General features: G+C 71.5%; 26 protein-coding genes and 1 tRNA gene. 11 read left to right on the top strand and 16 right to left on the bottom strand.

All coding sequences use genetic code 11. The features are described from left to right. Positions 1 to 12: 12 nt before the first annotated feature. Positions 13 to 1,023, bottom strand: a complete 1,011-nt coding sequence (locus NO900_RS06310) for a hypothetical protein (protein ID WP_256408362.1) — start codon at positions 1,021 to 1,023, stop codon at positions 13 to 15. Positions 1,024 to 1,267: 244 nt separating this feature from the next. Between NO900_RS06310 and carB the strand changes: the two genes are divergently transcribed. Beyond that, positions 1,268 to 4,489: a carbamoyl-phosphate synthase large subunit gene (gene carB, locus NO900_RS06305; RefSeq protein ID WP_256408361.1), complete on the top strand. Its 3,222-nt coding sequence runs from the start codon at positions 1,268 to 1,270 to the stop codon at positions 4,487 to 4,489. A gap of 111 nt (positions 4,490 to 4,600) precedes the next feature. Further along, positions 4,601 to 5,254 (top strand): DJ-1/PfpI family protein, encoded by a 654-nt coding sequence (locus NO900_RS06300; protein WP_256408360.1) that lies wholly within the window; start codon positions 4,601 to 4,603, stop codon positions 5,252 to 5,254. A gap of 6 nt (positions 5,255 to 5,260) precedes the next feature. Here the strand turns inward: NO900_RS06300 and NO900_RS06295 are convergent, their stop codons facing one another. Next, positions 5,261 to 5,734, bottom strand: coding sequence for a universal stress protein (locus tag NO900_RS06295; RefSeq protein ID WP_256408358.1), 474 nt, complete (start codon positions 5,732 to 5,734; stop codon positions 5,261 to 5,263). Positions 5,735 to 5,887: 153 nt separating this feature from the next. After that, entirely contained in the window at positions 5,888 to 6,244 is a 357-nt protein-coding gene (locus NO900_RS06290) for a nuclear transport factor 2 family protein (protein ID WP_256408357.1), read from the bottom strand. 134 nt (positions 6,245 to 6,378) lie between these two features. Here NO900_RS06290 and NO900_RS06285 point away from each other — a divergent pair, with 134 nt between their 5' ends. Continuing rightward, positions 6,379 to 7,503: a hypothetical protein gene (locus NO900_RS06285; RefSeq protein WP_256408356.1), complete on the top strand. Its 1,125-nt coding sequence runs from the start codon at positions 6,379 to 6,381 to the stop codon at positions 7,501 to 7,503. Between the two features lie 290 nt (positions 7,504 to 7,793). On the opposite strand, the gene NO900_RS06280 is transcribed toward NO900_RS06285, so the two are convergent. Beyond that, positions 7,794 to 7,867: transfer RNA gene (locus NO900_RS06280), tRNA-Tyr, on the bottom strand. Positions 7,868 to 8,018: 151 nt separating this feature from the next. Here NO900_RS06280 and NO900_RS06275 point away from each other — a divergent pair. Further along, a complete protein-coding gene (locus NO900_RS06275) occupies positions 8,019 to 8,978 on the top strand; it encodes a hypothetical protein (protein WP_256408355.1) in 960 nt (319 codons plus the stop codon). A 113-nt stretch (positions 8,979 to 9,091) separates the two neighbouring features. After that, the gene (locus tag NO900_RS06270) at positions 9,092 to 9,676 is read left to right on the top strand and encodes an NAD(P)/FAD-dependent oxidoreductase (protein WP_256408354.1); all 585 of its coding nucleotides are present in this window, start codon (positions 9,092 to 9,094) and stop codon (positions 9,674 to 9,676) included. A gap of 38 nt (positions 9,677 to 9,714) precedes the next feature. Here the strand turns inward: NO900_RS06270 and NO900_RS06265 are convergent, their stop codons facing one another. The 7 genes from NO900_RS06265 to NO900_RS06235 form a co-directional block, all read right to left on the bottom strand. Further along, a complete protein-coding gene (locus tag NO900_RS06265; protein ID WP_256408353.1) occupies positions 9,715 to 10,953 on the bottom strand; it encodes an FAD-dependent oxidoreductase in 1,239 nt (412 codons plus the stop codon). Positions 10,954 to 11,154: 201 nt separating this feature from the next. Further along, positions 11,155 to 11,388: a YgaP family membrane protein gene (locus tag NO900_RS06260; RefSeq protein ID WP_256408352.1), complete on the bottom strand. Its 234-nt coding sequence runs from the start codon at positions 11,386 to 11,388 to the stop codon at positions 11,155 to 11,157. Positions 11,389 to 11,437: 49 nt separating this feature from the next. Then, positions 11,438 to 13,153 (bottom strand): FAD-binding domain-containing protein, encoded by a 1,716-nt coding sequence (locus NO900_RS06255; RefSeq protein ID WP_321169211.1) that lies wholly within the window; start codon positions 13,151 to 13,153, stop codon positions 11,438 to 11,440. A 132-nt stretch (positions 13,154 to 13,285) separates the two neighbouring features. Beyond that, positions 13,286 to 14,158, bottom strand: coding sequence for a sulfurtransferase (locus tag NO900_RS06250; RefSeq protein WP_256408350.1), 873 nt, complete (start codon positions 14,156 to 14,158; stop codon positions 13,286 to 13,288). Between the two features lie 107 nt (positions 14,159 to 14,265). Continuing rightward, positions 14,266 to 14,691 (bottom strand): universal stress protein, encoded by a 426-nt coding sequence (locus tag NO900_RS06245; RefSeq protein ID WP_256408349.1) that lies wholly within the window; start codon positions 14,689 to 14,691, stop codon positions 14,266 to 14,268. 71 nt (positions 14,692 to 14,762) lie between these two features. Further along, a complete protein-coding gene (locus tag NO900_RS06240; protein WP_256408348.1) occupies positions 14,763 to 15,320 on the bottom strand; it encodes a GNAT family N-acetyltransferase in 558 nt (185 codons plus the stop codon). Positions 15,321 to 15,387: 67 nt separating this feature from the next. Further along, the gene (locus NO900_RS06235) at positions 15,388 to 17,259 is read right to left on the bottom strand and encodes a site-2 protease family protein (RefSeq protein ID WP_256408347.1); all 1,872 of its coding nucleotides are present in this window, start codon (positions 17,257 to 17,259) and stop codon (positions 15,388 to 15,390) included. 184 nt (positions 17,260 to 17,443) lie between these two features. On the opposite strand from NO900_RS06235, the gene NO900_RS06230 reads away from it, so the two are divergent. Then, positions 17,444 to 17,686 (top strand): DUF8024 family protein, encoded by a 243-nt coding sequence (locus NO900_RS06230; RefSeq protein WP_256408346.1) that lies wholly within the window; start codon positions 17,444 to 17,446, stop codon positions 17,684 to 17,686. Between the two features lie 14 nt (positions 17,687 to 17,700). On the opposite strand, the gene NO900_RS06225 is transcribed toward NO900_RS06230, so the two are convergent. The 3 genes from NO900_RS06225 to NO900_RS06215 all read right to left on the bottom strand — a co-directional run bounded on the left by NO900_RS06225 (position 17,701) and on the right by NO900_RS06215 (position 21,284). Next, complete coding sequence (locus NO900_RS06225; protein WP_256408424.1) at positions 17,701 to 19,383, bottom strand: methyl-accepting chemotaxis protein; 1,683 nt, start codon at positions 19,381 to 19,383, stop codon at positions 17,701 to 17,703. A 159-nt stretch (positions 19,384 to 19,542) separates the two neighbouring features. Next, complete coding sequence (locus tag NO900_RS06220) at positions 19,543 to 20,526, bottom strand: 5,10-methylenetetrahydromethanopterin reductase (RefSeq protein ID WP_256408345.1); 984 nt, start codon at positions 20,524 to 20,526, stop codon at positions 19,543 to 19,545. Positions 20,527 to 20,528: 2 nt separating this feature from the next. After that, the gene (locus NO900_RS06215; RefSeq protein ID WP_256408344.1) at positions 20,529 to 21,284 is read right to left on the bottom strand and encodes a coenzyme F420-0:L-glutamate ligase; all 756 of its coding nucleotides are present in this window, start codon (positions 21,282 to 21,284) and stop codon (positions 20,529 to 20,531) included. A 520-nt stretch (positions 21,285 to 21,804) separates the two neighbouring features. Between NO900_RS06215 and NO900_RS06210 the strand changes: the two genes are divergently transcribed. Beyond that, positions 21,805 to 22,308, top strand: a complete 504-nt coding sequence (locus NO900_RS06210) for a DUF367 family protein (protein ID WP_256408343.1) — start codon at positions 21,805 to 21,807, stop codon at positions 22,306 to 22,308. Between the two features lie 105 nt (positions 22,309 to 22,413). Continuing rightward, the gene (locus NO900_RS06205; RefSeq protein ID WP_256408342.1) at positions 22,414 to 22,887 is read left to right on the top strand and encodes a redoxin domain-containing protein; all 474 of its coding nucleotides are present in this window, start codon (positions 22,414 to 22,416) and stop codon (positions 22,885 to 22,887) included. Between the two features lie 455 nt (positions 22,888 to 23,342). Here NO900_RS06205 and NO900_RS06200 read toward each other — a convergent pair whose 3' ends face one another. Next, positions 23,343 to 23,705: a DUF5518 domain-containing protein gene (locus NO900_RS06200; protein ID WP_256408341.1), complete on the bottom strand. Its 363-nt coding sequence runs from the start codon at positions 23,703 to 23,705 to the stop codon at positions 23,343 to 23,345. 147 nt (positions 23,706 to 23,852) lie between these two features. Between NO900_RS06200 and NO900_RS06195 the strand changes: the two genes are divergently transcribed. From NO900_RS06195 to NO900_RS06185, 3 genes are all read left to right on the top strand, one after another. Next, positions 23,853 to 24,860 carry a hypothetical protein gene (locus NO900_RS06195; protein WP_256408340.1) on the top strand — a complete coding sequence of 336 codons (1,008 nt, stop codon included), beginning with the start codon at positions 23,853 to 23,855 and terminating at the stop codon, positions 24,858 to 24,860. A 122-nt stretch (positions 24,861 to 24,982) separates the two neighbouring features. After that, complete coding sequence (locus NO900_RS06190; RefSeq protein ID WP_256408339.1) at positions 24,983 to 25,282, top strand: WNWW family protein; 300 nt, start codon at positions 24,983 to 24,985, stop codon at positions 25,280 to 25,282. Positions 25,283 to 25,414: 132 nt separating this feature from the next. Further along, positions 25,415 to 25,591 (top strand): hypothetical protein, encoded by a 177-nt coding sequence (locus tag NO900_RS06185; RefSeq protein WP_256408338.1) that lies wholly within the window; start codon positions 25,415 to 25,417, stop codon positions 25,589 to 25,591. Positions 25,592 to 25,619: 28 nt separating this feature from the next. Here NO900_RS06185 and NO900_RS06180 read toward each other — a convergent pair whose 3' ends face one another. Further along, a complete protein-coding gene (locus tag NO900_RS06180; protein WP_256408337.1) occupies positions 25,620 to 26,687 on the bottom strand; it encodes a type II glyceraldehyde-3-phosphate dehydrogenase in 1,068 nt (355 codons plus the stop codon). Positions 26,688 to 26,734 lie beyond the last annotated feature (47 nt).

Genomic DNA, 26,734 nt, shown 5'->3' with positions numbered 1-26,734 from the left:
CCGGGCCCGTCGTCACGGCGAGACGATCAGGTCGAACCGGTAGACCCCGTCCCGGTACTCGACGACCACGTTCCGGAAGTCGACCCGGTCCTCGTAGTTCGCTATCGGTTCGAGGTCCTCGGCGATACCGAGCGCGCCGAGGGCCTCGTCGAGCTTCTCCGACGGCGGCGCGCCCTCCTCGTAGCGGCGCGGCTCCTCGGCGATGGCGTCGTCCAACACGCCGGCCGCCGGCTCGGAGAGCCCGGCCTCGTTCAGATCGCGCTCGATTATCGCGTCTCGCGCGGACGCTACGAACTCCCCCCGCGAGTCGGCGATCTCGGTGATCGCGTACGTCCACTCCGGGACCTCGACCGTCCGTCGCTCGGCGACCGGCCGGAAGAACTCGTCCCCGTACTCGACGAACTCGAAGGGCGGCGACGGGACGAGGGCGCTGGCCCCCGCGTCGAGCCCGTGGTGGAACTCGACCGCCTGGAGCTCGTCGAACTCGGGGTCGCCGAGGAAGCCGTCGTGGCCCGCGTACACCGCGTCGAGCGCCGCGTCGAGCACGCGCTCGTCTTGGTCCGAGAGGTCGAACGGCTCCCGCGCGACCGCCGCGTCGTCGGGCGGCGCCTCGTCGAGCCGTTCGAGCCCGAAGTGCCACCGCTCCCGTTCGAGGCGTCGTTCGTCGGTGATCCGCACCTCGTAGAAGGTCCCGTCGCGTTCGAGGAACGTCGGTCGCGGCCGGGTCTCCGTCCCCCACCTGTCGCGGCCGACGAGGGGCCACTGCCTGACGGTCACGCTCCCGGTCTCGAACAGCTCCGAGAGGGAGGCCTCCTTCGTCTCCGTCGCGAAGTCGACGCGGGTCGTGGCGTCGACGGCCGTGGGATCGGACCGCAGGTAGGGGCGTCCGACGGACGACAGGTCCAGCTCGTCGGCGATGAGCGCGTACGAGTCGAGGCTCCCCGAGTTCAGGCACCCGGCGGTCGCGGCGGTCGCGGCGGCGGCGCCGAGGAGTCGGAGGGCGCGGCGGCGGGAACAGGGCATGACCGTTCCAGAGTTTTCGATTTCGGGATAAATCCCTTGCGGCGAGTTGCTCGGACCGACGATCGGACGGCGACGCGTCGAGCGAACCGGACCGCGGCGGGCGGGGACGCCCGGTCGATACCGTTCCGCGTGTCACCGTGTACCGACCACCGTGGTACGCCTTCACTTGCGAAAATCGCAAACTCGCTGCGAGATTCGTATTCTATCGTCGGCCTTATTACGATGAACGTATTCCGTCCGCGTAATGAGCGAGGACCGGACGATACTACTCATCGGAAGCGGACCGATCCAGATCGGACAGGCGGCCGAGTTCGACTACTCCGGCGCGCAGGCGTGTCGCGCCCTCCAGGAGGAGGGGGCCCGCGTCGTCCTGGTGAACTCGAACCCGGCGACGATCATGACCGACCCGGAGACGGCGGACCGGGTGTACATCGAGCCGATCACGCCCGAGGCGATCTCGGAGGTCATCCGGATCGAGAAGCCGGACGGCGTCATCGCGGGGCTCGGCGGCCAGACCGGCCTCAACGTCACCGCCGAGCTCGCCGAGGAGGGCATTCTGGAGGAGCACGACGTCGAGGTGATGGGGACGCCGCTCGACACCATCTACGCGACGGAGGACCGCGACCTCTTCCGCCGGCGGATGGAGGACCTCGGGCAGCCGGTCCCGAAGTCGACGACCATCTCCTTGGACGACGACGAGTCGGTCACCGACTTCGACGAGGAGTACTTCCGCGAGCGCGTGCAGAACGCCGTCGACGCGGTCGGCGGGCTCCCCGTCATCGCGCGGACGACGTACACGCTGGGCGGCTCCGGCTCCGGGGTCGTCGACGAGTTCGAGGAGCTCGTCGAGCGCGTCCGCAAGGGGCTCCGCCTCTCGCGGAACAGCGAGGTGCTGATCACCGAGTCCATCGCGGGCTGGGTCGAGCTGGAGTACGAGGTGATGCGGGACGCCGACGACTCCTGTATCATCATCTGCAACATGGAGAACATCGACCCGATGGGGATCCACACGGGCGAGTCGACGGTCGTCACCCCCTCGCAGGTGATCCCCGACGACGGACACCAGGAGATGCGCGACGCCGCGCTCGAAGTGATCCGCGACCTCGGCATCGAGGGCGGGTGTAACATCCAGTTCGCGTGGCACGACGACGGGACGCCCGGCGGCGAGTACCGCGTGGTGGAGGTGAACCCCCGCGTCTCGCGCTCCTCCGCGCTCGCGTCGAAGGCGACCGGCTACCCGATCGCCCGCGTCACCGCGAAGGTCGCCTTGGGCAAGCGGCTCCACGAGATCGACAACGAGATCACCGGCGAGACGACCGCCGCCTTCGAGCCCGCCATCGACTACGTGGTGACGAAGGTGCCGCGGTGGCCGATCGACAAGTTCGACGACGTCGACTTCGAGCTCGGCACGGCGATGAAGTCCACCGGCGAGGCGATGTCCATCGGCCGGAACTTCGAGGAGAGCCTGCTGAAGTCGCTCCGCTCCTCCGAGTACGACCCGGCCGTCGACTGGGCCGCGGTCGACGACGAGACCCTCGAAACCGACTACCTCGAACGGCCCACGCCGGACCGCCCGTACGCGATCTTCGAGGCGTTCGACCGCGGCTACACCGTCGCGGACGTCGAGGCGCTGACCGGGATCAAGCCGTGGTACCTCGAGCGGTTCAAGCGCGTCAGCGACTCCGCGCAGGCCGCGCAGAACGGCGAGTTCACGCGGGCGGCCACCGCGGGCCACACCAACGCGGAGATCGCCGCCCTCGCCGGCGGCGAGGTCGACGTCGGGGCGGTCGAGGAGGACGTCCCCGGTCGCTCGTACAAGCAGGTCGACACCTGCGCCGGCGAGTTCGCCGCCGAGACGCCCTACTACTACTCCGCGCGCCAGTCCGAGTTCGAGCGCGGGCCGCTGAAGGGCGACGCCGCGGCGGGCGAGCTCGTCGTCGACAAGGGCGTCGACAGCGTGGTCGTCGTCGGCGGCGGTCCGATCCGGATCGGGCAGGGCGTCGAGTTCGACTACTGCTCGGTCCACGCGATCCAGGCGCTCCGCGAGCTCGGCGTCGAGGCGCACGTCGTCAACAACAACCCCGAGACCGTCTCGACCGACTACGACACCTCCGACGGGCTGTTCTTCGACCCGATCACCGCCGAGGAGGTCGCCGACGTGGCCGAGGCGACCGGCGCCGACGGGGTGATGGTCCAGTTCGGCGGGCAGACGTCGGTGAACATCGGCGAACCGCTCGAAGCGGAGCTCGAACGCCGCGGGCTCGACTGCGAGATCATGGGGACGAGCGTCGAGGCGATGGACCTCGCCGAGGACCGCGACCGCTTCAACGCCCTGATGGACGAGATGGGGATCGCCCAGCCCGAGGGCGGCACCGCGACGAGCGAGAGCGAGGCGCTGGCGCTGGCCCACGACATCGGCTACCCCGTCCTCGTGCGCCCCTCCTACGTCCTCGGCGGCCGCGCGATGCGCGTCGTCGAGAGCGACGCGGAGCTGGAGGAGTACATCGAGGAGGCGGTCCGGGTCTCGCCCGACAAGCCGATCCTGATCGACCAGTTCCTCGACGACGCCGTCGAGCTGGACGTCGACGCCGTCGCCGACGGCGAGGACGTGCTGCTCGGCGGCGTGATGGAGCACGTCGAGAGCGCGGGCGTCCACTCGGGCGACTCCGCCTGCATGATCCCGCCGCGCTCGCTCGGCGACGAGACGATGGCGCGGGTGCGCGAGGTCACCGAAGACATCGCCCGCGCGCTCGACACGGTCGGCCTGCTCAACGTCCAGCTCGCGGTGACGGGCGTCGGCGACGACGTCGACAGCGAGGTGTACGTGCTGGAGGCGAACCCGCGCTCCTCGCGGACCGTCCCGTTCGTCTCGAAGGCGACGGGCGTCCCCATCGCGAAGCTCGCGGCGAAGGTGATGACGAACGACCTGTCGCTCGCCGACCTCGACGTCGACGAGCAGATCCCGGAGCACCGCAGCGTGAAGGAGGTCGTCCTCCCGTTCGACCGCCTGCCGGGCTCGGACCCGCGGCTCGGCCCGGAGATGAAGTCGACCGGCGAGGTGATGGGCACCGCGACCTCCTTCGGCAAGGCCTACGACAAGGCGCAGGACGCCACCGGCAAGCCGATCCCGGAGTCCGGCACCGCCGTCGTCGACCTCTCGGCCGAGGAGTTCCCGGACCCCGACACCGAGGCGGGCGAGGCGCTGGTCGACGGGTACGCAGAACACTTCGAGCTCTCGACGGCGACGGACCTGATCGAGGCCGCGAAGCGCGGCGAGCTCGACCTCATCGTCTCCCGGCAGCGCGACCTGTTGGAGGTCGCCGTCGAGGAGGAGATCACGTACTTCTCGACGCACGCCTCCGCGAAGGCGGCCCTGGAGGCGCTCGATCACGCCGCCGACGACCTCGACGTGATGGCCGTCTCCGACCGGCCGAAGCGCGTCGAGGAGTGGGGCGCGAGCGAGTGAGATCGGAGCTCGAGCGAGCGGACCGGGGCGCGACCGAGTCCCGAACCTGAGCGGGCGTCCCCGTCTTCTCGGAGGGGAACGCACAAGCCGCCCGCCTCCCTCCGAGTCGGTGTGAACGTCGACATCCTGCTGTACGACGGCTTCGACGAGCTGGACGGGATCGGCCCGTACGAGGTGTTCGACTACGCGATGGAGTACGCGAACGAGAGCGGCGGCTCCGCCGGCCGCGTCCGGTACGTGACCCTCGACGAGCGCGAGTCGGTGACCGCGAGCCACGGGACGCGCGTCGGCGTCGACGGGACCCTCCCGGAGCCGGGCGCCGCCGATGTCCCCGACCTGCTCCTCGTCCCCGGCGGCGGCTGGAACGCGCGCGACGAGACGGCGAGCGCGTGGGCGGAGGCGCGGAAGGGCGACGTGCCCCGCGCGCTCGCCGCGCACCACGGGGCGGGCACGCGGATCGCCTCGGTGTGTACCGGCTCCATGCTGCTCGCGGAGGCCGGCGTCACCGACGGACGGCGGGCGGTCACCCACGCCGACGCGGTCGACGAGCTGCGCGAGTCGGGCGCCGAGGTGGTGGACGCGCGCGTCGTCGACGACGGCGACCTGCTCACGGCCGGCGGCGTCACCTCCGGCCTCGACCTGGCGCTGTACCTCGTCGAGCGGGAGTTCGGGGCGGCCGTGGCCGACCGCGTCGCGACCGTCGTCGAGTACGAGCGACGCCACGAGGTCGCGGGCGGGAGGCGGAGCGGGAACGAGAGCGCCTGACCCCGGTCAGTCGTCGCCGTCGTCCGGCAGCGGGGCGTCGGCCCCGCCGTCGCCGGCCTCGTTGGTCGTCGTCTCGCCGTCGGCCTCGACCGTGATGACGGTGCAGTCGAGCTCGCTGCGGAGGAACGAGTCGATGTCGGGGTCCGAGAGGAGCTTCTGGACCATCCGGCGCCACCGGCCCGCCTGCTTCGAGCCGATGACGACGACGTCGGCCTTCTCGGCGACGATCTCTTCGAGGATGGTCTCCTCGACGAGGAACCCCCGTCGGACCACGTACCGAGCGCGGTCCAGCCGGCCGATCCGCTTCTCGACGGCGCGCTTGAGGTCGCTGCGGGAGACGCCGCCGGAGCTCTGATAGAGGTCCACGTGGAGGATCGTGAGGTCGGCGTCGCGCTCCTCCGCGACGCGGACGGCCTCCCGGAGCGTCGCCGCCGAGTGCGACGACGGCGGGAACCGGACCGGAACCACGACGAGAGTCATGTCTGGTCGGTTACGCGGCGGGGATAAATACGCTGTCGGTGCGAGTGACCGAACTGAGAATCGGGACCGCCGAGCGCCCCGACGGCCGTGTCCACGACGTCGCGGACCGTGCCGGACGGAGCGCCGCCGACGGGGCGTCTCGATCCCCCGCCATCACACCTCGTCGCGGTCGGTGTAGGTGTACCGGCGACCGACCGTGCCGTCGTCGGTGAACACGAAGAAGTCGGCGAAGCCGAAGGCGACCCGGTCGCCGTCCTGGACGCCCCTGAACGTCCCCCTGACCGAGACGGTGTCGTCCTCGGCGGTCATCGAGTGGACCTCGTGTGAGCCCTCCGCGAGCGGCCGCCCGTCGAGGTAGAAGTCGCGCAGCGCGTCCATCCCCTCGATGTCGCCCTGGCCGGGGCGCTCGTAGACGACGTTCTCATCGAACAGCGCGAACACCGACTCGTACGCCTCGGCGTCGATGGACTCGTAGTACGACCGGACGACGGCCGGATCCGCGTTTCCCATGGGTTCCGTTCGACGCAACGTGTCAAATACGCTGTGATTCGTCGCGGGCGAGGGCGAGCGGCGGTTCCGTTCACCCGGCGGTCGAGCCGGTCGTTCACCGTACTATTTTCAGGCCTCTCGATCAGCCCCGGAGTATGGGAGATCAGTCCGGTGCGTCGCCCCACAGCGGGGTGTTCGACGTCACGGAATCCGAGCTCGCGTCTGACCGGTCGCTTATCGAGCCGTTCGATCGAGACCTCTGGCTCGATCGGCTGGCCCGCCGCGTCGGGTTCGGCCGGCTCTCGCGGCGCCTCCCCGGCGACGTCCCGCCTTCGTACCTGTTCGCTGTCATTCTGGTCGGCAGTATCGTCCCGACGATCAACGCCTACGCCTACCTCGCGGGTGACCCCGTCGTCTATATTCAGAACCCGCTGTTCGTTCTCCAGCCGCTCGCTATCGTCGGCGGGGTGTTCGGCGCCCGCGCCCTCCGTCGGCGCTATCACAGGGTCGCCCAGGAGATGAACCTCGAAGAGCGAGCGGCGGACCCCGAGCCGCTGCTCGACGTCGTCCCGACCTGGTTACCGTGGGCCCTCTTCGTCGCGGCGCTGCTCCAGATCGCGGCTCGCGTCTGGGCGCTCGGGGGTTTCGGGGCCATCTATCGAGAGGGCGGGCTGACCATGGTCGTCGGGTGGGGGATACTGAATCCGCTCTGGTCCGTGCTCGCGGTTCAGTTCGTCGCCGTCTACGTCGGCGTCGAGATCATCGCCCCGTGGCGGTTGTACAGGTCGGACGTCGGGGTCGACTTCCTCGACCCGGAGGGCCTCGGGGGGCTCCGCCCGATCGGCGAACTCGTCAAACACGCGTACTACTACATGGTCGCCGGCTTGATCGCGTTCGCGCTCGTCGTGTACGGGCCGGTCGTCTCGGCGTCGAGCTGGGGCCCGACGGCGACCACCAGCGTCGTGTTCACGGCGGTCTGGCTCGGGACCGTCGCGACGGTGGCGTTCGCCGTGTTCGTCCTTCATCAGTTCATGCGCGAGGAGAAGCGCCGCGAGCTACACCGGCTCGATCGGCTGTTCCGAGAGACGGTCGACAACCCGTGGGACATCAAGCGGTACGACGTCGACGAGGAAAAACGGGACTTCGTCGAGAAGTTACAGCAGCGGATCGAGACGGTGAGCGCCACGCGCGAGTACCCGGCGACGTTCAGCATCTGGTCGCAGCTCCTGATCAGTATCATCCTCCCGAAGGCCGTTCAGTTGGGACTGGCGGCGATATAGGCCTCGGCGCGGCGATTCGCCGGGCGAACTACGTGTTCCGTATCGGGATGCGGCTCGCTGCGCGCGACGTCCGAGCCCCCGTTCGCTGTCGCTCACGAGGACGCGGGTGACGACCCGGTCCGCGATCGACTGCGGTTCGACCGGAGAACGAGTCCGCCCTCCCCGAATTGAACCCCGGAAGACGGTCATGCTCACCCCGTTCGCATGCTGCGACTTCCGTGCCCAATTCGGGTCGGTCGTCCCTCACGGACAGCGACCGTTCGCTGTCGCTCACGGGTGCTGAGATTCAGTCCGCCCTCCCCGAATTGAACGGGGGACAAGTCGATCTACAGTCGACTGCTCTACCAGGCTGAGCTAAGGGCGGTTACCGTATTCTAGCCGCCGGATTCGACTTAAGAGTTCCCTTTCAGCGCAGGTGTGATCCGCCGTACCGCGCGGGCCTCGGGCCCGCGACCGGCCCCTTCGGTCTCCGCCCGCCGCGCGGTTTTTAAGTCGCTCGCGGCGGGAGCGGAGGTATGGCCGACGGCGACGACCGACAGGCGACGTTCGGGTCGGACGGGAGTCTGGAGACCGACACGACGCCGGACGCGACCGGCGAGAACGACTTCGGCGAGCCCAAGGAGCCGAACGAGACCGACGGGGGGTACAGCCGCTACGCCGTCTCCAGCCTCCTCCAGAAGGCCGTGCGCCGCTCCGACGAGGAGGTCGCCGCGTGGGCGGCCTGGGAGCTGGCGCGCTCCGGCTACGCGTGGAACCTCTGGGACCGCCTGACGCTGTACGTCGTCGAGGACCTCCGCGCCGGCAGCGACGTCGCGCTGACGATCGAGCGCTACGAGGAGCTCGCGACCGAGCGCTGGGAGCCCGCCGAGTGGAAGGGCCGCCTCTGCGCGATCCACGCCGCGCTGGCGGCCGCCCGCGCGCGGTCGACCCGCGAGGCCCCCAACGCCGACGAGTACTTCCGGGCCGTCGCCGACCTGCGCGCCGAGGCCCGCGAGCGCGGCGAGGAACCGGCTCACGACTTCCCCGTCGGTGACCTCGAACCCGGCGGCGAGTTCGACCCGATCTTCGACGGCCACACCGGCGAGGGGTCGAAGCTGGGGCGCGGCACGCGCTTCTTCAAGACCCGCGGCGCCCGCGTCGGCCCGGAGGGCGAGGGCGAGCACAGCGCCCGGTGGCAGCGCCTCGCGATGCTGCTCGACGACGAGCGCGACTACTCCGCCGCCGAGCTCGACCGCGCCGTCGAGCCCGTCGACCCGGAGGACCCGTGGCGCGAGCCCGAGACGATCGGCGGCGGCGAGGAAGGAGAAGACGAGGGCGATCGGGGCGAGGCGGGCGGAAACGAGAGCGACCGGATCGGCGAGGACGGCGGGCGCGATGAGGACGGCGGGCGCGACGAGAACGGCGAGCGCGACGAGGACGACGAACCCGACGGCGACGCCGATCCGCGCGGGTCGCTGTCCGACTTCTCCTCGTAGCCGTCGGCGAACTCGACGGGAGCCCCGCCGTGCCGGCCGCGGCGAGCGGGAGCTACCGCGCCTCGGTCGCCGCTTCCGCCAACCCTTATCAGGTCGCGGCCGGAACGTCGACCATGGCAGACGTAGCTATCGTCGGCGGCGGACCGGCCGGACTCAGCGCGGGACTGTTCGCCGGCAAGAACGGGCTCGACGCGGTCCTGTTCGACACCGACAAGACCTGGATGCACAAGGCGCACCTGTTCAACTACCCCGGGATCGGCTCGGTCGGCGGCAGCGAGTTCCTCGCGACCCTCCGACAGCAGGCCGACGACTTCGGCGTCGACCGGAAGCAGGGCGAGGAAGTGACCGACGTCGCCGAGTCGGGCGACGGGTTCGCGGTGACGACCGGCGAGGGCGAGTACGAGGCCGACTACCTCGTCCTCGCGACGGGCGCGAGCCGCGACCTCGCCGAGTCGCTCGGCTGCGCGTTCGACGGCGACCTCGTCGATGTCGGCGTCTCGATGGAGACCAGCGTCGACGACGCCTACGCGACGGGCGCGATGGTCCGCGCCGAGGAGTGGCAGGCGGTCATCTCGGCCGGCGACGGCGCCGCCGCGGCACTCAACGTCCTCTCGAAGGAGAAGGGCGAGCACTACCACGACTTCGACGTCCCCGACACCGCAACCTCGGTGTTCGGCGACCTGATCGACGACGAGTAGCGCTCGCCCGCGGTCGCGGTATTCCTTCCTCCAGTCCCTCAGTCGCCGGCGGCGTTCACGACGCCGGCGTCGGTCGGGTTCGCGCCGCCGTACCGCTCGACGAACTCGTCGAGCCGGTCCGGATCGTCGGCGCCGGGGAGCCGCTCCGTCGCGGTCTCGCAGGCGGCGTCGACCCCCAACCGCTCGCAGACGCGATCGGTCGTGACCTCGGCCATCTCCCGGTAGGTCGTCAGCTTTCCGCCGACCACGGTGTGGAGGCCCGAGACGCCCTCGTCGGCGTGGTCGATCACGGTGAAGCCGCGCGAGATGCCGCGCCGGTTCGCCCCCGCCTCGTCGGGCGCGTAGAGGGGGCGGACGCCCCACCACCGCCTCACTTCCGGCGCGTCGGCGACCGCGGGGAGCATCGCCGCGCACTCCTCGACCGACCGCTCCACCTCCCAGTCGGCGGTCTCGTAGTCGTCCGGGTCGTCGACCGGAACGCTCGTCGTGCCGAGCACGGCCTCCCCCTCGTGGGGGACGACGATGTCGCCGTCGTCGGGGTCGCGACACCGGTTCAACACCGGGTCGAGCCCGTCGTACTCGACGGAGACCATCACGCCGCGGCTGGGCGCCATCCCCACCTCGACGCCGGCCATGTCGGCGATCCGGTCGGCCCACGCGCCCGTCGCGTTGACGACGTGGTCCGGTTCGAGGGTCGCGTCGACGTCGCCGCCGACGCGGACGCGGACCGCGCCGCCGCCTCCCTCACCGTCGACCTCGATCCCGTCCACCGGCGCGTGCGGATGGACGTCGGCACCGTGTCGCTCCGCGTCGGCGGCGTTCGCGGCGACCAGCCGAGAGGGGTAGATCACGCCGTCGGGCACCCGGAACGCCTCGACGACATCTTCGGAGAGCCCGGGAACGACCGCCCGCGCCTCGTCGCCGTCGAGCCGCTCGGTCTCGATACCGATCTCCTCGCAGGCGGCGATCTTCTCCTCGAAGTACTCGGGGTCGTCGCCGGCGAGCCGGACGAACAGGCCGCCCGTCTCGCGGACGCACGCGCCGGCGATCTCCCGGAGCGTGCGGTTCTCGCGGAGGCACTCCTCGGCGCCCCGAGGGTCGTCCTCGGCGTAGCGGGCGCCGCTGTGGAGCAGGCCGTGCGAGCGCCCGGACGTGCCGCCCGCGAGCCCGCCGCGGTCGACGAGGGTGACGTCGACCCCGCGGAGCGCGAGGTCGCGGGCGACGCCGGCCCCGGTCGCGCCGCCGCCGATCACGAGGACGGTCGGATCGTCGGTCACGCGCGGTCACCTCGGTCGGCGGGAGTCCGGTCGACTGGGTGTCCGTCGGGCACGGCCGCATCGACGACGGGTCTGCGTCGGGGTCTCATGTGAGACGTTACGACCAGCCACACTTGAGGCTACCGTCGGCGGCGGTCTCGAAACCCGTCGAGAACGGTCGTCTCGGTCCGCTTCGCGGCGGTAACCGATCCGGAAGGGGGCCTACCGGGACCCGCCCGCTGACGCCGGGCACGTGTCGACGCCGAACAGGGAGTAGAGCGCGCACGTCCCGGTCGCGGCGGTCCCGAGCATGAGCAGCGACGCGACGCCGAAGACGGGCGCGGCGAGCGCCGGGAGCGGGGCGGCTCCGCCGAGGGTCGCGAACGAGAGGCCCCCGAGCACCGCACCGAGGGCCGTTCTGACGCGTCTATCCGTCGAGCCGACGTTCTGGTTCATAATACACAATACTACGCACGACCGTAAATAACTTTGCCGTCGGCGGCGGCTAGCGGTCTGCCTCGAACGCGGACAGGTCGGTCTGACGACCGCGGTCACCCTCGCGGTCGCGCGAGCCGTCGGTCGCTTCGGGCGCGGCGGTGCCGTGTTCCTCCGCGATCGCTCGCGCGGCGTCGAACCCGCCCGAGAGCGAGGCGCGGCGGGCGATCGGCTCGTCGGCCAGCCGCGCCGCGGCCGCGGGGTGGGCGTCGTAGTACCGCCGCTCGAACGCCTCCCGAGCCGCCTCGAAGTCGACGACGGGGTACGGGTACTCCTCGCCGATCTCGACGCCGCACTCCGCCTGGACCGCGAGCGGGGTGCGCTCGGGGCGGTCGAGGTGCTCGGTCGGGAGCGGTCCCAGCTCGGGGACCCACCGCGTGACGAACTCGCCGTCGGGATCCTGGTCGCGGACCTGCTTGCGCGGGTTGTAGAGGCGGAGCCCCGGCCGCCCCACGAGCCCGCACTGCGACTGCCACTGCGTGTAGTTGATCGCGGCGTCGGCGTCGATCAGGTGCTCGTAGAAGTGGTCTGCGCCGATCCGCCACGGCTGCTGGAGGACGTGGAAGTAGACGCTCGCGCAGAGCGCCCGCATCCGGAAGTTGAGCCAGCCGGTCTCGCGGAGACAGCGCATGCTCGCGTCGACCATCGGGAACCCCGTCTCGCCCGCCTTCCACGCCGCGACGAGCTCCGGGTCGTGGCGGTCGCGGTTGAACCCCTCGTAGACGGGGTTGACGGCGCGGTCGAGCCACCCCGGCCAGTCGACCAGCTTCTGCCGGTAGTGACGGTTCCAGAACAGGCGGGAGACGAACATCGACCTGCCGCGACCGTCCGGCGCGTGCTCGGTCACGTACCGGTGCACCTCCCGGAGCGAGAGGCAGCCGAACCGGAGGTACGGCGAGAGGCCGCTCGTCCCCTCGCGGGCGTCGACCGGCGAGGAGACGTTCCCGGGGTAGTCGCCGATCCGCGCGACGAACGACTCCAGCCGGTCGCGCCCCGCCGCCCGGCCGCCCTCCGGGATCATCGACTTCTCGGGGGTCACGTCGTAGGCGGCCGCGACCGACTCGGGCGTCGGGGCGAACGCGCCGCCGCGACCTCGGTCCACGTTCGCGTCCGACCCGGGATCCGCCGCGATCCGCTCGACCGCGACGCGTCGGGGGTCCCAGTCGAACGGGTCCGCGGCCAGCCACGACTCGATCGCCGCCTTCCACTCCCGGCGCGGGCGGTCGGCGTCCCGGACAAGCCCGTCCCCGTCGACGAATCGAACGCCGACCTCCTCGGCCGCGCGCTCGTCGCGGCGGAGCCCGTACCGGCCGGTCACGCTCCGCGTCGCGACGATGTCCCACCCGGCGTCGGCGAAGCGGGCGAGCACCTCGATCGGGTCGCCGTGGGCGTACGTCAGGCCCGGTGCGCCCACGTCGCGATACTGCCGGTCGAGGTCGCGAAGGCAGTCGTGGAGGAACGCGATCCGGGCGTCGCAGGCCGTCCCGCGGTCGCCGTAGAAGGCCGGATCGAAGACGAACAGGGGGAGGACGGTCGGGTCGGTTCCCGCCTTCGCGGCCGCCGAGTCAGCCGCCGCCGCGAGCGCGGGGTTATCCGCGATCCGCAGGTCCTCGCGGTGCCAGACGACGGTCCCGGCCTCGGCCGGCGACCCAGCGAGCGACCGGATCGCGTCCCGGTCCGGGACCGTCGGGAGGGCCGTCGAGTCGTCGTCCGCGCCCGCGTCCATACTCACCGTCGCTTCGGGCTCTCGGGACATGGGCCTGTCGGCGACGGTCCCGGCGCGGCGGCGGTCAGACGGATCGCCGTCGATCGGAGCGGTTCGAAAATAGCGGCGGGACAGTCAGCGCCCGAGCGTCGCCTACTCGCCGGTCTCGATCGGCGCGCCGACGAGGTTGCCCCACTCGGTCCACGAGCCGTCGTAGTTGCGGACGTCGTCGTAGCCGAGCAGCTCGTGCAGGAGGAACCACTCGATCGACGAGCGCTCGCCGACGCGGCAGTAGGTGATCGTCGACTCGTCGCCGTCGACGCCGGCCTCCTCGTACAGCTCGCGGAGCTCGTCCGCGCTCTTGAACGTGCCGTCCTCGTTCAGGGTGGTCCCGATCGGGACGTTGCTCGCGCCGGGGATGTGACCGCCGCGCTGGGCCGTCTCGTTGAGCCCCTCGGGCGCGATGACCTCGCCGGAGAACTCCTCGGGCGAGCGCACGTCGACCATCGGGATCCCCTCCTCGATCGCCTTGTCGATGTCGTCCTTGTAGGCGCGGACGCTCTCGAAGGGGCCGCGGGCCTCGTACTCGCGCGGGGTGAAGTCGGGCTCCTCGGTGGAGAGCGGGTAGTCGTTCTCGACCCAGTACCCCTTCCCGCCGTCGATCACGCGGACGTCCTCGTGACCGTAGTACTTGTAGATCCAGTAGCCGAACAGCGCGAACCAGTTCGGGACGCGGCCGCCGCCGTACACGACGACCGTCGTGTCGGCGTCGATGCCGCCCTCGCCGTTCCGGGCCGCGAAGTCCTCCTTCGAGACGATGTCGCGCTCCGTCTCGTCGGTGAACACCTCGTCCCACTCGAAGTTCAGCGCGCCCGGGATGTGGCCCTCCTCGTAGGGCGTGTACTCCGACTCGTCGGTGACGGTCGGGTTGTTGATCTCGACGAGCCGGTGATCGGAGTCGTCGTCCTGGAACGCGTCGAGTCGCTCTTCGACCCAGTCCGCCGTGACGAGTACGTCTTCAGACATCACTTCATCTTACGCGTCCAACCACTTTTGAAGACCGGGTAACGGAGGTGCTTGCCAGCGTCTCTGACGCGCCCCGCCGAGTTCGACCTCCGCTCGGGCACGTCACCCTACCGGATCACCGTCACGGGCACGTCGGCCTTGTCGACGACGCTCTTCGCGACGCTGCCGACCACCTGCTCGCGCTCCTCGCTCAGCCCGCGGTGACCGACGTAGATCGCGTCGACGTCGGCGTCGGCCGCGTAGTCAGCGATCGCGTCGGCCGGCCGTCCGGTGAGCAGCTGCGTCTCCACGTCGATCGACTCGTCCCCGACCGCCTCCTCGGCGATCGTCCGGGCGCTGGCGAGGACGCTCTGGCCGGCGTCGACCGCGGCCTCCTCGCCGGGGAGGACGATCGTCCCGTCGACGAGCTCCGAGTCCGGCGTCAGCACGTGGGCGATCTCGAGCGTCTCGTAGAACGCGACCGCCTGCCGCGCCGCGTACCGCACGGCCTCGTCGCTCTCCGCCGATCCGTCGGTGGCCACGAGATAGCTCATACGCGACGGTCGCGCCGGCTCGCATATAACTCCTGTCCGGCGTTCTCACGGCCTGCGGTTCCGGGTCGGTCTCAGTCGCGGTCGACCGGTCGCGCGACCAGCTCGCCCCACGGCGCGAAGCCGTGACGGTCGTAAAAGGCCCGGGCGCGCTCGTTCGCGGGGTCGACGTCGAGCACGATCCGGTCCAGCGGGAGCGACTGGTCGCCCGCGAGGTCGACGGCGGCGGCCAGGAGGTCGTCGGCGACGCCCGTGCCGCGGTAGTCGGGGGCGACGTAGAGCTCGTTGATCACGGCCGCGTCCCAGACCATCGCGAGCCGCTCGGGGAGGACGAAGACGTAGCCGACGAGCTCGCCGCCGTCGTCGCCGTTCTCGTCGTCGTCTCCGCCGCCGCCCTCGCTCCCGCCGCCACCGTCGACCGCGACCGTCACGCACCGCTCGTCGTCCGCGACGCACCGGTCGACCCACGCGAGCCACCGCTCGCGGTAGCCGTCGGTGAGCTTCGCCTCGTAGGCGGTCGCCTTCGCGTCGCCGCCGGTGGTCTCGCCGAGCCCGCGCTCGAAGGCGAGCTTGCAGCTGTAGAGCCCCTCGGCGTCGGTCGCGGGGTCGTACGGTCGAACGCGGACCGTCATCGCTCTCCCCCGCGCTCCGGGCGATCGGCGCCGCGGTTCTCGGCGGTGGGGGGACGACTCATCTCGCTCAGATCAGCCCGAGCGCCATGAGGATCTGGTTCCCGAAGATCATCGCGATCAGCCCGGCGAGCATGACGAGCCCGGACGAGACGGTGATCGTCCGGACGGCGGCGTGCCGGTCGGAGAGCGGGACCCGGCTGATCACCGCCTCGGCGACCATCCGGAGGATCCGTCCGCCGTCGAGCGGGAACGCCGGGAGGCAGTTGAACAGCGCCAGCTGGATGTTGATCCACCCGGTCCAGAAGAGGAGGTTCGCGAGCAGGAACACCCCGCCGCCGAGCGCGCCGAGCGCCCCGTCGACGACGAAGAAGTTGGTCACGTCGCCGGTGAACCCCGCGAAGTTGAACGGGAGCCCGAACAGGCTGCCGAGCGGGAGGATCAGCGAGACGAACACGAGCCCGAGCGGGGAGTCCGTCAGCCCGCCGATCGCGACCCCGTCGGCCCCGGTCTCGCCGCCGTCGCCGCCGAGCAGTTCGAGGTAGGCGCCGGCGGGGTACTGCGAGACGCCGAAGTCGTCGAGCGCGAGCCCGCTGGAGCCGGGGAACACCGTGACGCCGACGAACCCGCCGTCGCGGTTCGGATGCGGGGCCAGCTCGACGTCGTACGCCCGCCGCTCGTCGCCGCCGTCGTACGCGATCACCTCGACGGTCGCGCCGGGGTCGCGATCGCCGAGCACCGCCGAGAGGTCCTCTGCGTCGCGGGTCCGCTCCCCGTCGATGGAGACGATGGTCAGCGGCTCGCCCGGTTCCGCGCCCGCGTCGTCGAGCGGGCCGTCCGCCTGCACGCCGAGCGCGTAGGCGCCGATCGGGATCTCCGCGGTCGTCGCGTTCGCGTCCCCGCCGCCCGCGCCGGCGCGGCGCACCGACACCGTCGCGCGCTCCGCGTCGCCGACGGCGTCGTAGAAGCCGCGCTCGGTCGCCACCCGATCGCCGTTCACCGACGCGACCGTCAGCGGCGCCTCGGTGACCGTCACGCCGAGCGGGTTGCCGCCGGCGGAGCCGACGGCCTGCAGCCGCCGGTCGACCGTGACCTCGCGCTCCCCGTCGCCGTCGGCGGCCGTGACCGTCACCGCGTCGCCCGCGTCCGCGATCGCGGCCTCGAACTCGGCGGCCGTGTCGACCGGCGCGCCGCCGACCTCGACGATCCGGTCGCCCGCCGAGAGCCCGGCCGCGTCGGCCGGCGAGTCGGGGTTCACCTCGCCGACGGCGTAGCCGGGGGCCGGCGAGATGGCGCCGACGACGGGGCCGAACAGCAGCGCGAACACGAGCACCGTGAGCAGCGTGTTGGCGGTGACGCCGGCCGCGAACATCCTCGCTCGGGCGCCGCGCGAGGCCGCCCGCGTCGCCTCCTCGTCCGGCTCGACGAAGGCGCCGACGGGCAGGACCGCGAAGAAGACGAGCCCCATCGACTCGATGTCGATCCCCTCGACGCGGCAGAGCAGGCCGTGTGCCCCCTCGTGGACGACCATCGCGACCGCGAGCCCGGCGACGATCTCGGGCGCGACCGACAGCGGGAGGAAGTCGTTGACGCCGGGGATGATGAGGAAGTTCTGCGGCTGCTGGATCGCGGAGGGCTGGGCGGTGTTCAGCGCCGAAGCGGCGGACGAGAGGATGAGGAAGAACGATCCGACCATCGCGACGAGGGCCCCGCCGAGCCCGAGGTTCGCGAGGCCGCGCCAGAACCGCCGCGGGGCCGCGAGCCGATCGAGGAACTCGCGGCCGCGGAGCGTGCGGAGGGTGAGTATCGGACCCGAGACGCGGACCGACTCCGGGAGTATCCCGCGGTTTCGGAGCCACAGCGCGACCGCGGAGTAGGCGAGGACACCGGTGAGGACCCACAGAAGCGTGTTCTCGGCGAACAGGTCCGTCAGCGCGTTCATTACCGGCACGTCCGTGTCCGTCGGGTGTAAGGCGTTCGGTTACCGGAACCGCTCGCGGACGAGCGGCGACGCCGGCGACGGGCCGCGGAACCCGTCGCGACCCCTCCGGGCGGCCCGCGGACGCGACGCGAGAGGGACGGCCGGGAACTCAACACCCAAGTACCCGGCCGATCAACCCCGTCACATGTTCGCGCTCATCGACTTCGTCTCGCGGGTCGTCGGCGACGTCGGCCGCTTCGTCGACATCTTCCTGAACGACCTCATCCTCGGCGCTGGCGACCCGCTCTCGGCGCTGCTGATCGTCGTCGGACAGGTCCTGATCGTCGCCTCCGTGTCGGTGCTCGGCTACGCCGCGGTCGGCGCGCTGCTGCAGGAGATCGGCGTGACGCTGCCGTCGCTCGGCGGTCGCGGTCGGTCGGATCAGTAACCCGCCGCCGGGGCTCAGTCGTCCGTCGAGCTCGTCCGCGTCCGGAGGCGCGCTCCCGGCTCGACGGCGGGCGAGGGCGAACGGCCGTCGTCCGCCGATAGCTCGCCGTCGTCCGCCGGCACCTCGAACTCGTCGAGCCGCGCGAGCAGCTCGTCGGAGCGGTCCGCGAGCGCGTGCGCCCTGTCGGTCACCTCGGAGACGCTCGCGGTCTGCTCCTCCGCCGCCGCGGCCGCGGTCTCGGCCTCGCTCGCGGTCCGGCCGCTCACGTCGGCGACGTCCTCGACCATGTCGACGACCTCCTGGGTCGTCCGGGCCTGATCGTCGGTCGCCTCGCTGATCTCCCGAACCGTCTCGTCGACCGCGGTCACGTCCTCGACGACCTCCTCGAACTCGCGGAGGGTGGACTCGACGGCGCCGACGCTCTCCGACACCTGCGACTCCATCGCGCCGACGTCGGCGGCCACGTCGGCGGACGCCTCCTGCACCTCGTCGATGCGCTCCGAGATCGCCGCCGCCTCCGCCCGGGTCTCCTCGGCGAGGGACTTCACCTCGTCGGCGACGACGGCGAACCCGTCGCCGGAGCCGTCGGCACGGGCGGCCTCGATCGAGGCGTTCAGCGCGAGCAGGTTCGTCTCCTCCGCGATCCCGTCGATCACGGCCGCGATCTCGTCGATCTCGCCGATCCGGTCGACGAAGTCCTCGACGGCGGTCGCCGTCTCCCCGATCCGCGATTCGAGCGCCTCGAGCTCCGCGATCGCCTCGGCGCTCTCCTCGCGGCCGGCCTGCCCGCGGTCCGCGGCGCTCCGGGCGGTCGTCGCCGCGTCGTCCGCGGAGGCCGCGATCTCCTCGACGGTCGCCGAGAGCGTGTTCATCTCCGCGGAGACCGCTTCCAGGTCGCTCCGCTGCTCGGCCGCGCCGTCCGAGATCTCCTGGACGGACCGCGCCACCGCCTCGCTCGCGTCGTCGACCTCGTCCATGCTCGCGCGCACGTCGTCGCTCGCCGCCGCGACGTCGCCCGTGAACGAGCGGAGCTCGCCGACCGTTTCGCCGAGCGTGGCGACGAGCCGGTTGTAGTTCCCGACGAGCTCGTCGTACCGGTCGTCGTCCGCGGCGAGCGACTCGGCGTCTATCGTCGCCGTGAGGTCGCCGTCCTGCGCGCGCTCGGCCGCGTTCCCGAACGCGTTGACGACCGACTCCAGCTCCGTCGTGTACGCGGCCATGTTCGCGGCCATCTCGTCCAGGGCGTCGCCGAAGCCTCCCGGGACCTCCTCGTCGAGGACCGGATCGTCGAACTCCCGCGCCGCGAGCGCCTCGGCCTGCGCCGAGACGGTGTCGAGGTAGCGTTCGACCTCGACGAACGAGTCCACGAGGCCGCCGATCTCGTCCGACTGGTCGGCGCCCGGCGTCGCCGTCTCGGCGGTCGCCCCGCTGCCGGCCCCGCCGACGTCCCCGGCGGCGATCGCGTCGGCCCCGGCCTCCAGCCGCGTGAGCGGCGCGACGAAGTCCCGGCGCACGATGAGCAGGGTGTTGTAGATCGCGACGATCGCCGCGAGGAACAGCGCCCCGGAGACGGCGGACGCGAGCGCTCCCGAGAGGAGGAACGGCGCGAGGAAGATCCCGACGGTGACGAGGAACTGTATCCCGACGGCCGTCACGACCTTCCGCTCTATCGACTCGGAGACGCCGAGGCGGTCCATCGTGCCCCAGAGGAGATCCTCGTACCGCCCGCGGACTCCCGGGCGTCGTCCTCGATCGATCGACATGCTCCGGACTCGGCGGGACCGGGTTATGAACCTCCGGTCCGAGTTCTCACGGGCGATTCCCGATTCCCAGACCGCGAGATCGCCGCGGTGATTTTAAAAGACCCCGTCGACGGCCTCGGCCGCGAGGTCGACGGCGTCCTCCAAGTCCGGGCCGAGCGGCGACCCGACCACGAGCCCGTCGGCGTGCTCGGCGACGGCGGCCGCGCGCTCGCGGACGGTCGCCGGCGAGCCGGCCATGCAGAACGCGTCGACCATCTCGGGAGTCACGAGCTCGAAGGCCGCGGAGAACTCGCCGGCCGAGACGCGCTCGCCGATCTCGCTCGCCGCGTCCGGGTCGATCCCGTGGCGCTTCAGCACCGGGGGCGCCGCGCCCGCGGCGATGAACGCGACGGGCGGGCGGGCGGCCTCGCGGGCCGCCGACTCGTCCTCGTCGATCGAGACGGCGGCGTACGCGATGAGGTCGAACTCGCCCCGCTCGTCGGGGCGGTCGCCGAGGCCGTCGTCGACCTGGTCGCGGGCCCACGCGAGGTCCTTCGGGTGCGAGCCGTTGTACAGCAGGCCGTCGGCGTGTTTCGCGGCCATCCGGCACATGTGCGGCCCCTCGCCGCCGACGTGGACCGGGATCGCGGCCCCCTGCGGGGGCTCGTAGTTGAGCCCCGCCTCGCTGGCGTCGAAGGTCCCGTCGCGGTCGACGCGCTCGCCGGCCCACAGCCTCTGGGCCGTCTTGAACGCCTCCAAGACGGGCCGCAGCCCGCGCTCGTCTTCGAGCCCGAGGTTCGCGAGCGTGGAGGGGTCGCCGGGGCCGAGCCCGAAGACGGCCCGGCCCTCGGAGAGCTCGTCGAGGGTGGCGACCTTCGAGGCGAGCGTCACGGGGTGGGTCTCGTAGGGGTTGGCGACGCCCGGGCCGACCCGGACCGAGTCCGTGGCGGTCGCGAGCTGCGAGAGGAACGCCCACGGGTCGCGGTTGTTGTAGTGACACGTCGAGTAGACGGCGTCGTAGCCGGCCGCCTCGGCGCGGACGCCGAGGTCGACGAGGCGGTGCAAGTCGTGTTCGGGGGTGAGTTCGATACCGAGCATGGTTATCCGTCGAATGTCCACTGGCGGAGGGCCTGCCGGACGAAGTCGCCCTCGACCTCGCGGAAGTGGCTGTCCGACCCCTCGTGGTCGCCGAACGCCCAGTCGCGGACGACGACGACCGGGGTGCCGCCCGCGCCCTCGCCGGCGACGAGGTTCGCGGCCGACGCGAGCTCGTCGATCACGTTCTGGACGGTGACGCCCATCTCCCGGCCGTCGCGGTCGCGCTCGCCGCGCCAGTCGCGGGCCGCCGGCAGGCCGGCCCAGCCGATCGCGACGCCGCGCTGGCCGTGACGGAACGGGCGCCCGCAGGTGTCGCTGACGACCACGCGGTCGGCCGCGATCCCCTCGCGGATCCGCTCCGCGCTCTCGGAGGGGCGCTCCGGGAGCAGCAGCAGGTCGCCGTCGGGGACGTTCGACCGGTCGATCCCGGCGTTGACGCCGATGTGACCGAAGCGCGTCGCCGTCAGGAGGAACGGCGCCTCCATGATCAGCTCCGTCGACTCCTCGATGACGGCCTGCGCGAAGCGCGGGTCCCGCTCCTCGCCGGCGATCGCCGCGAGGCGGTCTGCGACCTCGTTCGCGCGCGGTCCGGCCGGGAAGTCGGAGAGGTCGAACGTCCGCCCCTCGGCCTTGGAGACGACCGTGCTGGCGACGACGACGACGTCGTCCTCGCGGAGGTCGACGCGCTCGTCGATCATGGCCGCGAGGTCGTCTCCCTCCCGGATCTCCGGGAGGCCCGGGACGGCGAACAGCTCCATACGAACGGGTGGGCGGCGACGAGGAAAAACCCCGCCGGTACCGGGTCGGTTTGACGGTATCGGGCTCACGGTGAAACGGGGAATTCGCTACCGGGACGGCGCCGATCGCTTATAAACTGAACCGCGGTGGCGCGCGCCTCCGAGCGCCCGCAGGGCGCGAGGAGCGCGTGCGAGGGACGCCGCGAACGCCCGCAGGGCGTGAGCGGCGAGGCTGGGGAGGCGTGAGGTGCGGTCGCCGTGCGGTCGGGTGGGACTCAAAGGGGCAGCCGGGAGGCGGGCGCAGGCGACGCAAGCACCGCAACGAGGGAGCGTCAGCGACCGAGTGAGGAGCGCAGCGAGCGTGCGCCCGCCTCCCGGCTGGGGCTTTGGAGGTGTTCACCCAATGTCAAGTATTAGTCGCGCACAGCCGAGTGGCTGGGGCTTTGGAGGTGTTCACCGGTGATCGGCGAGAAGCGATATACAATAGTCAATATCCGGCCGCTCCGCACATCTTATAAACGACTCAGACGACCTCGTACGTGTGGACCTGCACGTCCGGTACGAGGGCGACGACGACCCCGACAAGTGCACGGCCCGGAAGCTCGCGCGGTTCGACCTCGCGGAGCTGCACCGCTCGGACCGCGCGACCCCCAACGGCGTCGTGCTGAATCCCCACGCCGAGCGGGCGCTCTCGCCCGCGGACGGCGACCTCGCCCGCGAGAACGCGCTCGTCGCGCTCGACTGCTCATGGGAGTCGGCCGGCGAGAAGATGTTCGGCCTCCCGGGCAAACACCGCGCGCTCCCGTACCTGGTCGCCGGCAACCCCGTGAACTTCGGTCGGCCGATGCGGCTCACAACCGTGGAGGCGTTCGCGGCCGCGCTTCGCATCCTGGGCGAGCCGGATCACGCGGAGCGGATCATGGCGAAGTTCACGTGGGGCGAGACGTTCCTCGACCTCAACGAGGAGCCGCTCCGGCGGTACGCGAACTGCGAGGACTCCGCCGAAATCGTCGCGATTCAGCGGGAGTACCTCGACCGGGAGTAGCCGCGGCGCAGACGCCCCGCCCGAGCGCCTCGCGGTCGCGGCGGATACCGGATCCGAACGGGGGTGCGGCAAGCCTTTTGCACGAATCCCCCCTACTGTGAGTCGATGGTATCCACTGGTGACACCGCACCCGACATCTCCGCGACGATCGGCACGAGCGACCACGAACCGTTCGAGCTCGGCGACCACCTCGGCGACGGCCCGGTGGTGCTCGCCTTCTTCCCGGGCGCGTTCACGCCGCCGTGTACGAACGAGATGATCGCGTTCCAGGAGCACGCCGACGCCTTCGAGGCGGCCGGCGCGACGATCTTCGGGATCAGCGCCGACTCGCCGTTCTCCCAGGGCGCGTTCCGCGAGGAGCACGGGATCGAGTTCGACCTCGTGAGCGACATGGCCGGCGACGCAATCCGGGCGTACGACCTGGAGATCGACATCGCCGAGCTGGGGCTCCACGGGATCGCCAACCGCGCCGTCTTCGTGCTCGACGAGGACGGCGAGGTCGTCTACGACTGGGTCGCCGACGACCCGACCAACGAGCCCGACTACGACGCCGTCCTCGACGCGGCCGAGAGCGCGTAGGACGGATCTGAGCGAGGAGTAGCGGATTCGGTCACCTTTTCATTCGATCATTTATAAACGGCTGACGGTAGATCGAGGGTGAACGCCTCAAAAGCCCCAGCCGACGAGGCGGGCGCACGCTCGCTGCGGTCCTCGGTCGGTCGCTTCGCTCCCTCCTGTGGTCCTTGTGTCGTCATCAGAACGCTTCGCGTTCTGATTGGCTCACGAGAGCGGAGCTCTCGTGAACGCCTGCGCCCGCCTCGTCGGCTGCCCCTTTGATTCCCGCCCCGCCCCGCACAGCATCGCAGCCTCGCACCTCCCCAACCTCGCGGCTCGCTCGGGGCTCCCTCCGGTCGCCCGCGTCGCTCGCCGCGTCCCTCGCGCGGCGCTCCTCGCGCCCTTATCAGGGCGCTCGGAGGCGCGCGCCAACAACTGGTCACACTCATCGCTCAATCTATACCGGATCGAAAAACGACTCACTCCCCGAGCACGCCGCCGATCGCGCCCGCGAGCGCCGAGTCGACCGCGAACAGGACCGTCACGAACAGGCCGACGACCAGCACCCCCGCGCCGCCGAGCAGGCTCCCGACGGGACCGCCGGCGAGCCCGAGGAGCCCGCCGAACGCGGCCAGCAGGAGGGTGACGGCGACCCCGCTTATCGACCCGGCGAGCAGGCCGTGCCACGCCCCCGAGAGGAGGCCGCCGCCCGCGACGTAGCCGGCGACGAACCCCCCGATCAGCCCCGCGCCGACGTGCCCGACGACCGGAGCGGACGTCGCGAGCAGCCCGGCGATCAGCATCACGACGAACCCGTAGCCGACGGCGCGCCATTGTGTCATACCCCCGGTAGTCGGTCCCGAGGGAAGTACTCGCCGCCGTTTCTGTCGGTGCGCCGATGTCCCGACGTGACGACCGAGACGGCCGATCCCGTCGGTCGACCGCTCCGACGGCCGGAGTTTAACTTCGCATCGCCCCAACGCCCGGGTATGCCCTCCGAGCCCAGTACGCCCGTCGACGAGACGGGGCGGTCGGCGGACCGGGAGCCCGGCACCGCTCGCGGCGACGGCCCGGAAACGGTCCCCGGCACCGATCCGGACGCGCCCTCGGATTTCGCTCGGGACGCGGCCCCGGTCGAGTGGGGACCGATCCGATTCGAGCGCCTGCGGTCGCTGGCCCTCGGGGCGACGCTCGTCGCGGTCGGCGCCGCCCTCCTGCTGGCGCTCGGCGTCGCCGTCGCGTTCGCCCTCTCGCTCCCGGCCGGCGGGGGGATACCGACGGAGGCGTCGGCGCTCGTCGTGCTCCTGTTCGTCGGCGGCCCGGCGTCGCTGTTCTACCTGCTGATCGCGTACGATCGCGCGTCTCCGGAGCGCCGGCGAGAGCTCCTGTCGCCGCTCGGCGGAGGCTCGTTCGATCCCTCTCACTTCCGGCTCGGGTGGACGCTCCTCGGGACGGGCGCCGCGCTCGCGGTCGGGGCGACGGCGCTCGGACCGGGGGCGTGGGCCGCCCCGGGGCTGGCCCCGCTCGTCGTCTCCCTGTTCGCGGTGCTTCCGGCGCTCTCGCGGACGCAGGGGACCGACGTGCGGCTGGACCCGACGGAGCTGACCGTGGAGCGGACGCATCGGGGCCGGGACCGCAGCCGTACCGACGACCTCGGGTCCGCCGTCCGGACGCGCCGGATCGACCTCCCGTGGACGACCGTGTTCCTGATCGCGTACCGCGGGAACGCCTGGTACCGGTCGACGCCGTGGCTGTTCGTCCCGACCGGACTCGCCGACCGCGTCGAGCGGGCGCTCGACGAGGCGCTGGCGCGCAGCGACGGGCCGGACCGGGCCAGCGTCCCCGAGCGCGTCACCCTCGCGGTCGTGGGATCCGCCTCGCTCGTCGTCGGTCTCTCGATGTCCCTCGCCGCCGGCGAGGCCGCGGCCGGACTGCTCTTGACGCTCCTGACGGCGCCGTTCAGTCTCCTCTTCCTCGCGCTCGCGGCCCGACTGTGATTCCCGCGAGGCTCACGGTCAGCCCTCGGCTCCGGTCGCGGGCGGGATCCCGACCGTCGTCGACACCGGACGTGCCACCCCCTACCACGCGACTCATATAGTCGGCGGCCGTAGCGTCGCGCATGGACAGAACACGTCTGGAGAACGCGCTGGCGGAGGCGTTCGGCGGCACCGAGGCCGAGCGGCGGGCGGTCGCCCGGGCGGCCTGCGACCTCGCGGACTCCGGCCGGCCCTCCGAGGACCGGGGGCACGCGCTCACCGTCCCCGGCGTGGTCGACCACCTCGACGACGCCCCGGACGGCTCCTCGCTCGTCGAGCGCTGGAACTGGTGGCTCGGCGCGCTCGAAGCCGCCTACGGCGGGTACGACTACTTCACCGTCCGGTTCGTCGAGGACGACGAGGAGGCGGGGCTCCGCCGGTAAGCCGGGAGCGCGGGGCGGGGGTGGGACCGGAGTCGGGAACGAAATCGGCGGCGTTCGCCGTCGACGCTTCCACTTTCAGTTTCACTCCGGGGATGGCTCGGTTATAGGGGCGTTCCGGCCGGAGTGCGACGTATGAGCGCGATCACTCCCGACCGACCGCAGTACGCGACCCCGACGCGGAGAGACGTCACCGACTGTCGAACCGACCGGATCGCCGACCGCGTTCGCGTGAACCGAGTGCGCGGGAGCGAGGTGGCCCTGGAGCGCCGCGGCGGGCGGACGTTCCTGGTGACGCGACCGTCGGAGTGAGGACGGGTCTCGGATCTGCGGAGAAGCGTCAGTCGTCGGCCGCGAGCGGGCTCCGCGCGGCGCCGCCGTCGGAGAGCAGGCTGTCGAGGCCGACCCCCAGCGACTCGTCGGTCCGCGCCACCGACTCGGCGCGGGACGCGTCTGTCGCCAGCGCCCGGATCGCGTCGACGTTCTCCGGGACGACGTCGGCCTCCTGGTGGACGTTCTGGAACAGGTAGAGGTCCCGCCCCTCGACGCTTATCGACTCCTCCCAGACGCAGTTCTCCCAGAGGTCGCCGCGCGGGCGCCCGACGTCGGCGGCGTAGTCCTTCAGCGCGCCGGCGCCGTCGATCCCGGCGCCCTCGGGGATCAGGAACACTCGGCTCTCGCCGCCGAGGAGGTCCCTGACCGCCTCGGTGCTCGGCTCCTCGTCGAGGGTGACGTTGACGCTGTGGGTGTGCATCGCCGTGACGGGGGCGCGCAGCGCGGCCGTGTCGACGTCGACGTCCGGGAGGATCTCGTTCACGTCGGGGCCGTGGTGTGACGGGACCGTCGTCGGGTCGGGCACGACGTCGTTGATGGGTCCGCGGTCGGTCTCGCTTGGGTCGCCGCCGCGGCGGACGAGCGTCACGCGCGCCTTCTCGACGCCGTACGTCTCGTCCAGGGGCGCGAGGAGCCGGGAGAGCCCGGTGGTGTTACACGAGACGACGCGGAGCGAGCCGGCGCCCCGGGCAGCTTCGTAGCTCCCGCGGGCGTTGAACGAGGCGTCGGCGATGTCCGCGTCCTCGCCGCCCTGGTAGATCGCGGGCACGTCGTGGGCCTCGTACGTCGGCCGGTTGCGCTCGCCGACGCCGGAGGGGCAGCAGTCGACGACGACGTCGACGGCGTCGAGCAGGTCGGCGAGGGTTCCCGCCACGCCGAGGCCGGCGGCCTCGAACTCGTCGACCCGGTCGTCGATCGCGGCGTAGAGGTCGTAGCCGCGTCGGACCGCGCCCTCGGCGCCGTAGTTCGGGCTCGTCTTGGTCACGCCGACGAGCTCCATGTCGGGCTGGGCCGCGACCGCGTCCGCGACCCGCTTCCCGATCGTGCCGTACCCGTTGACGCCCACGCGTATCATGTCGTTCACTGGATTCCGTAATGGGATAATGTTTTCGAGTATTTTTG

This window comes from Halorubrum rutilum, assembly GCF_024494565.1.
This window is presented reverse-complemented; position numbering and strand designations above follow the sequence as displayed.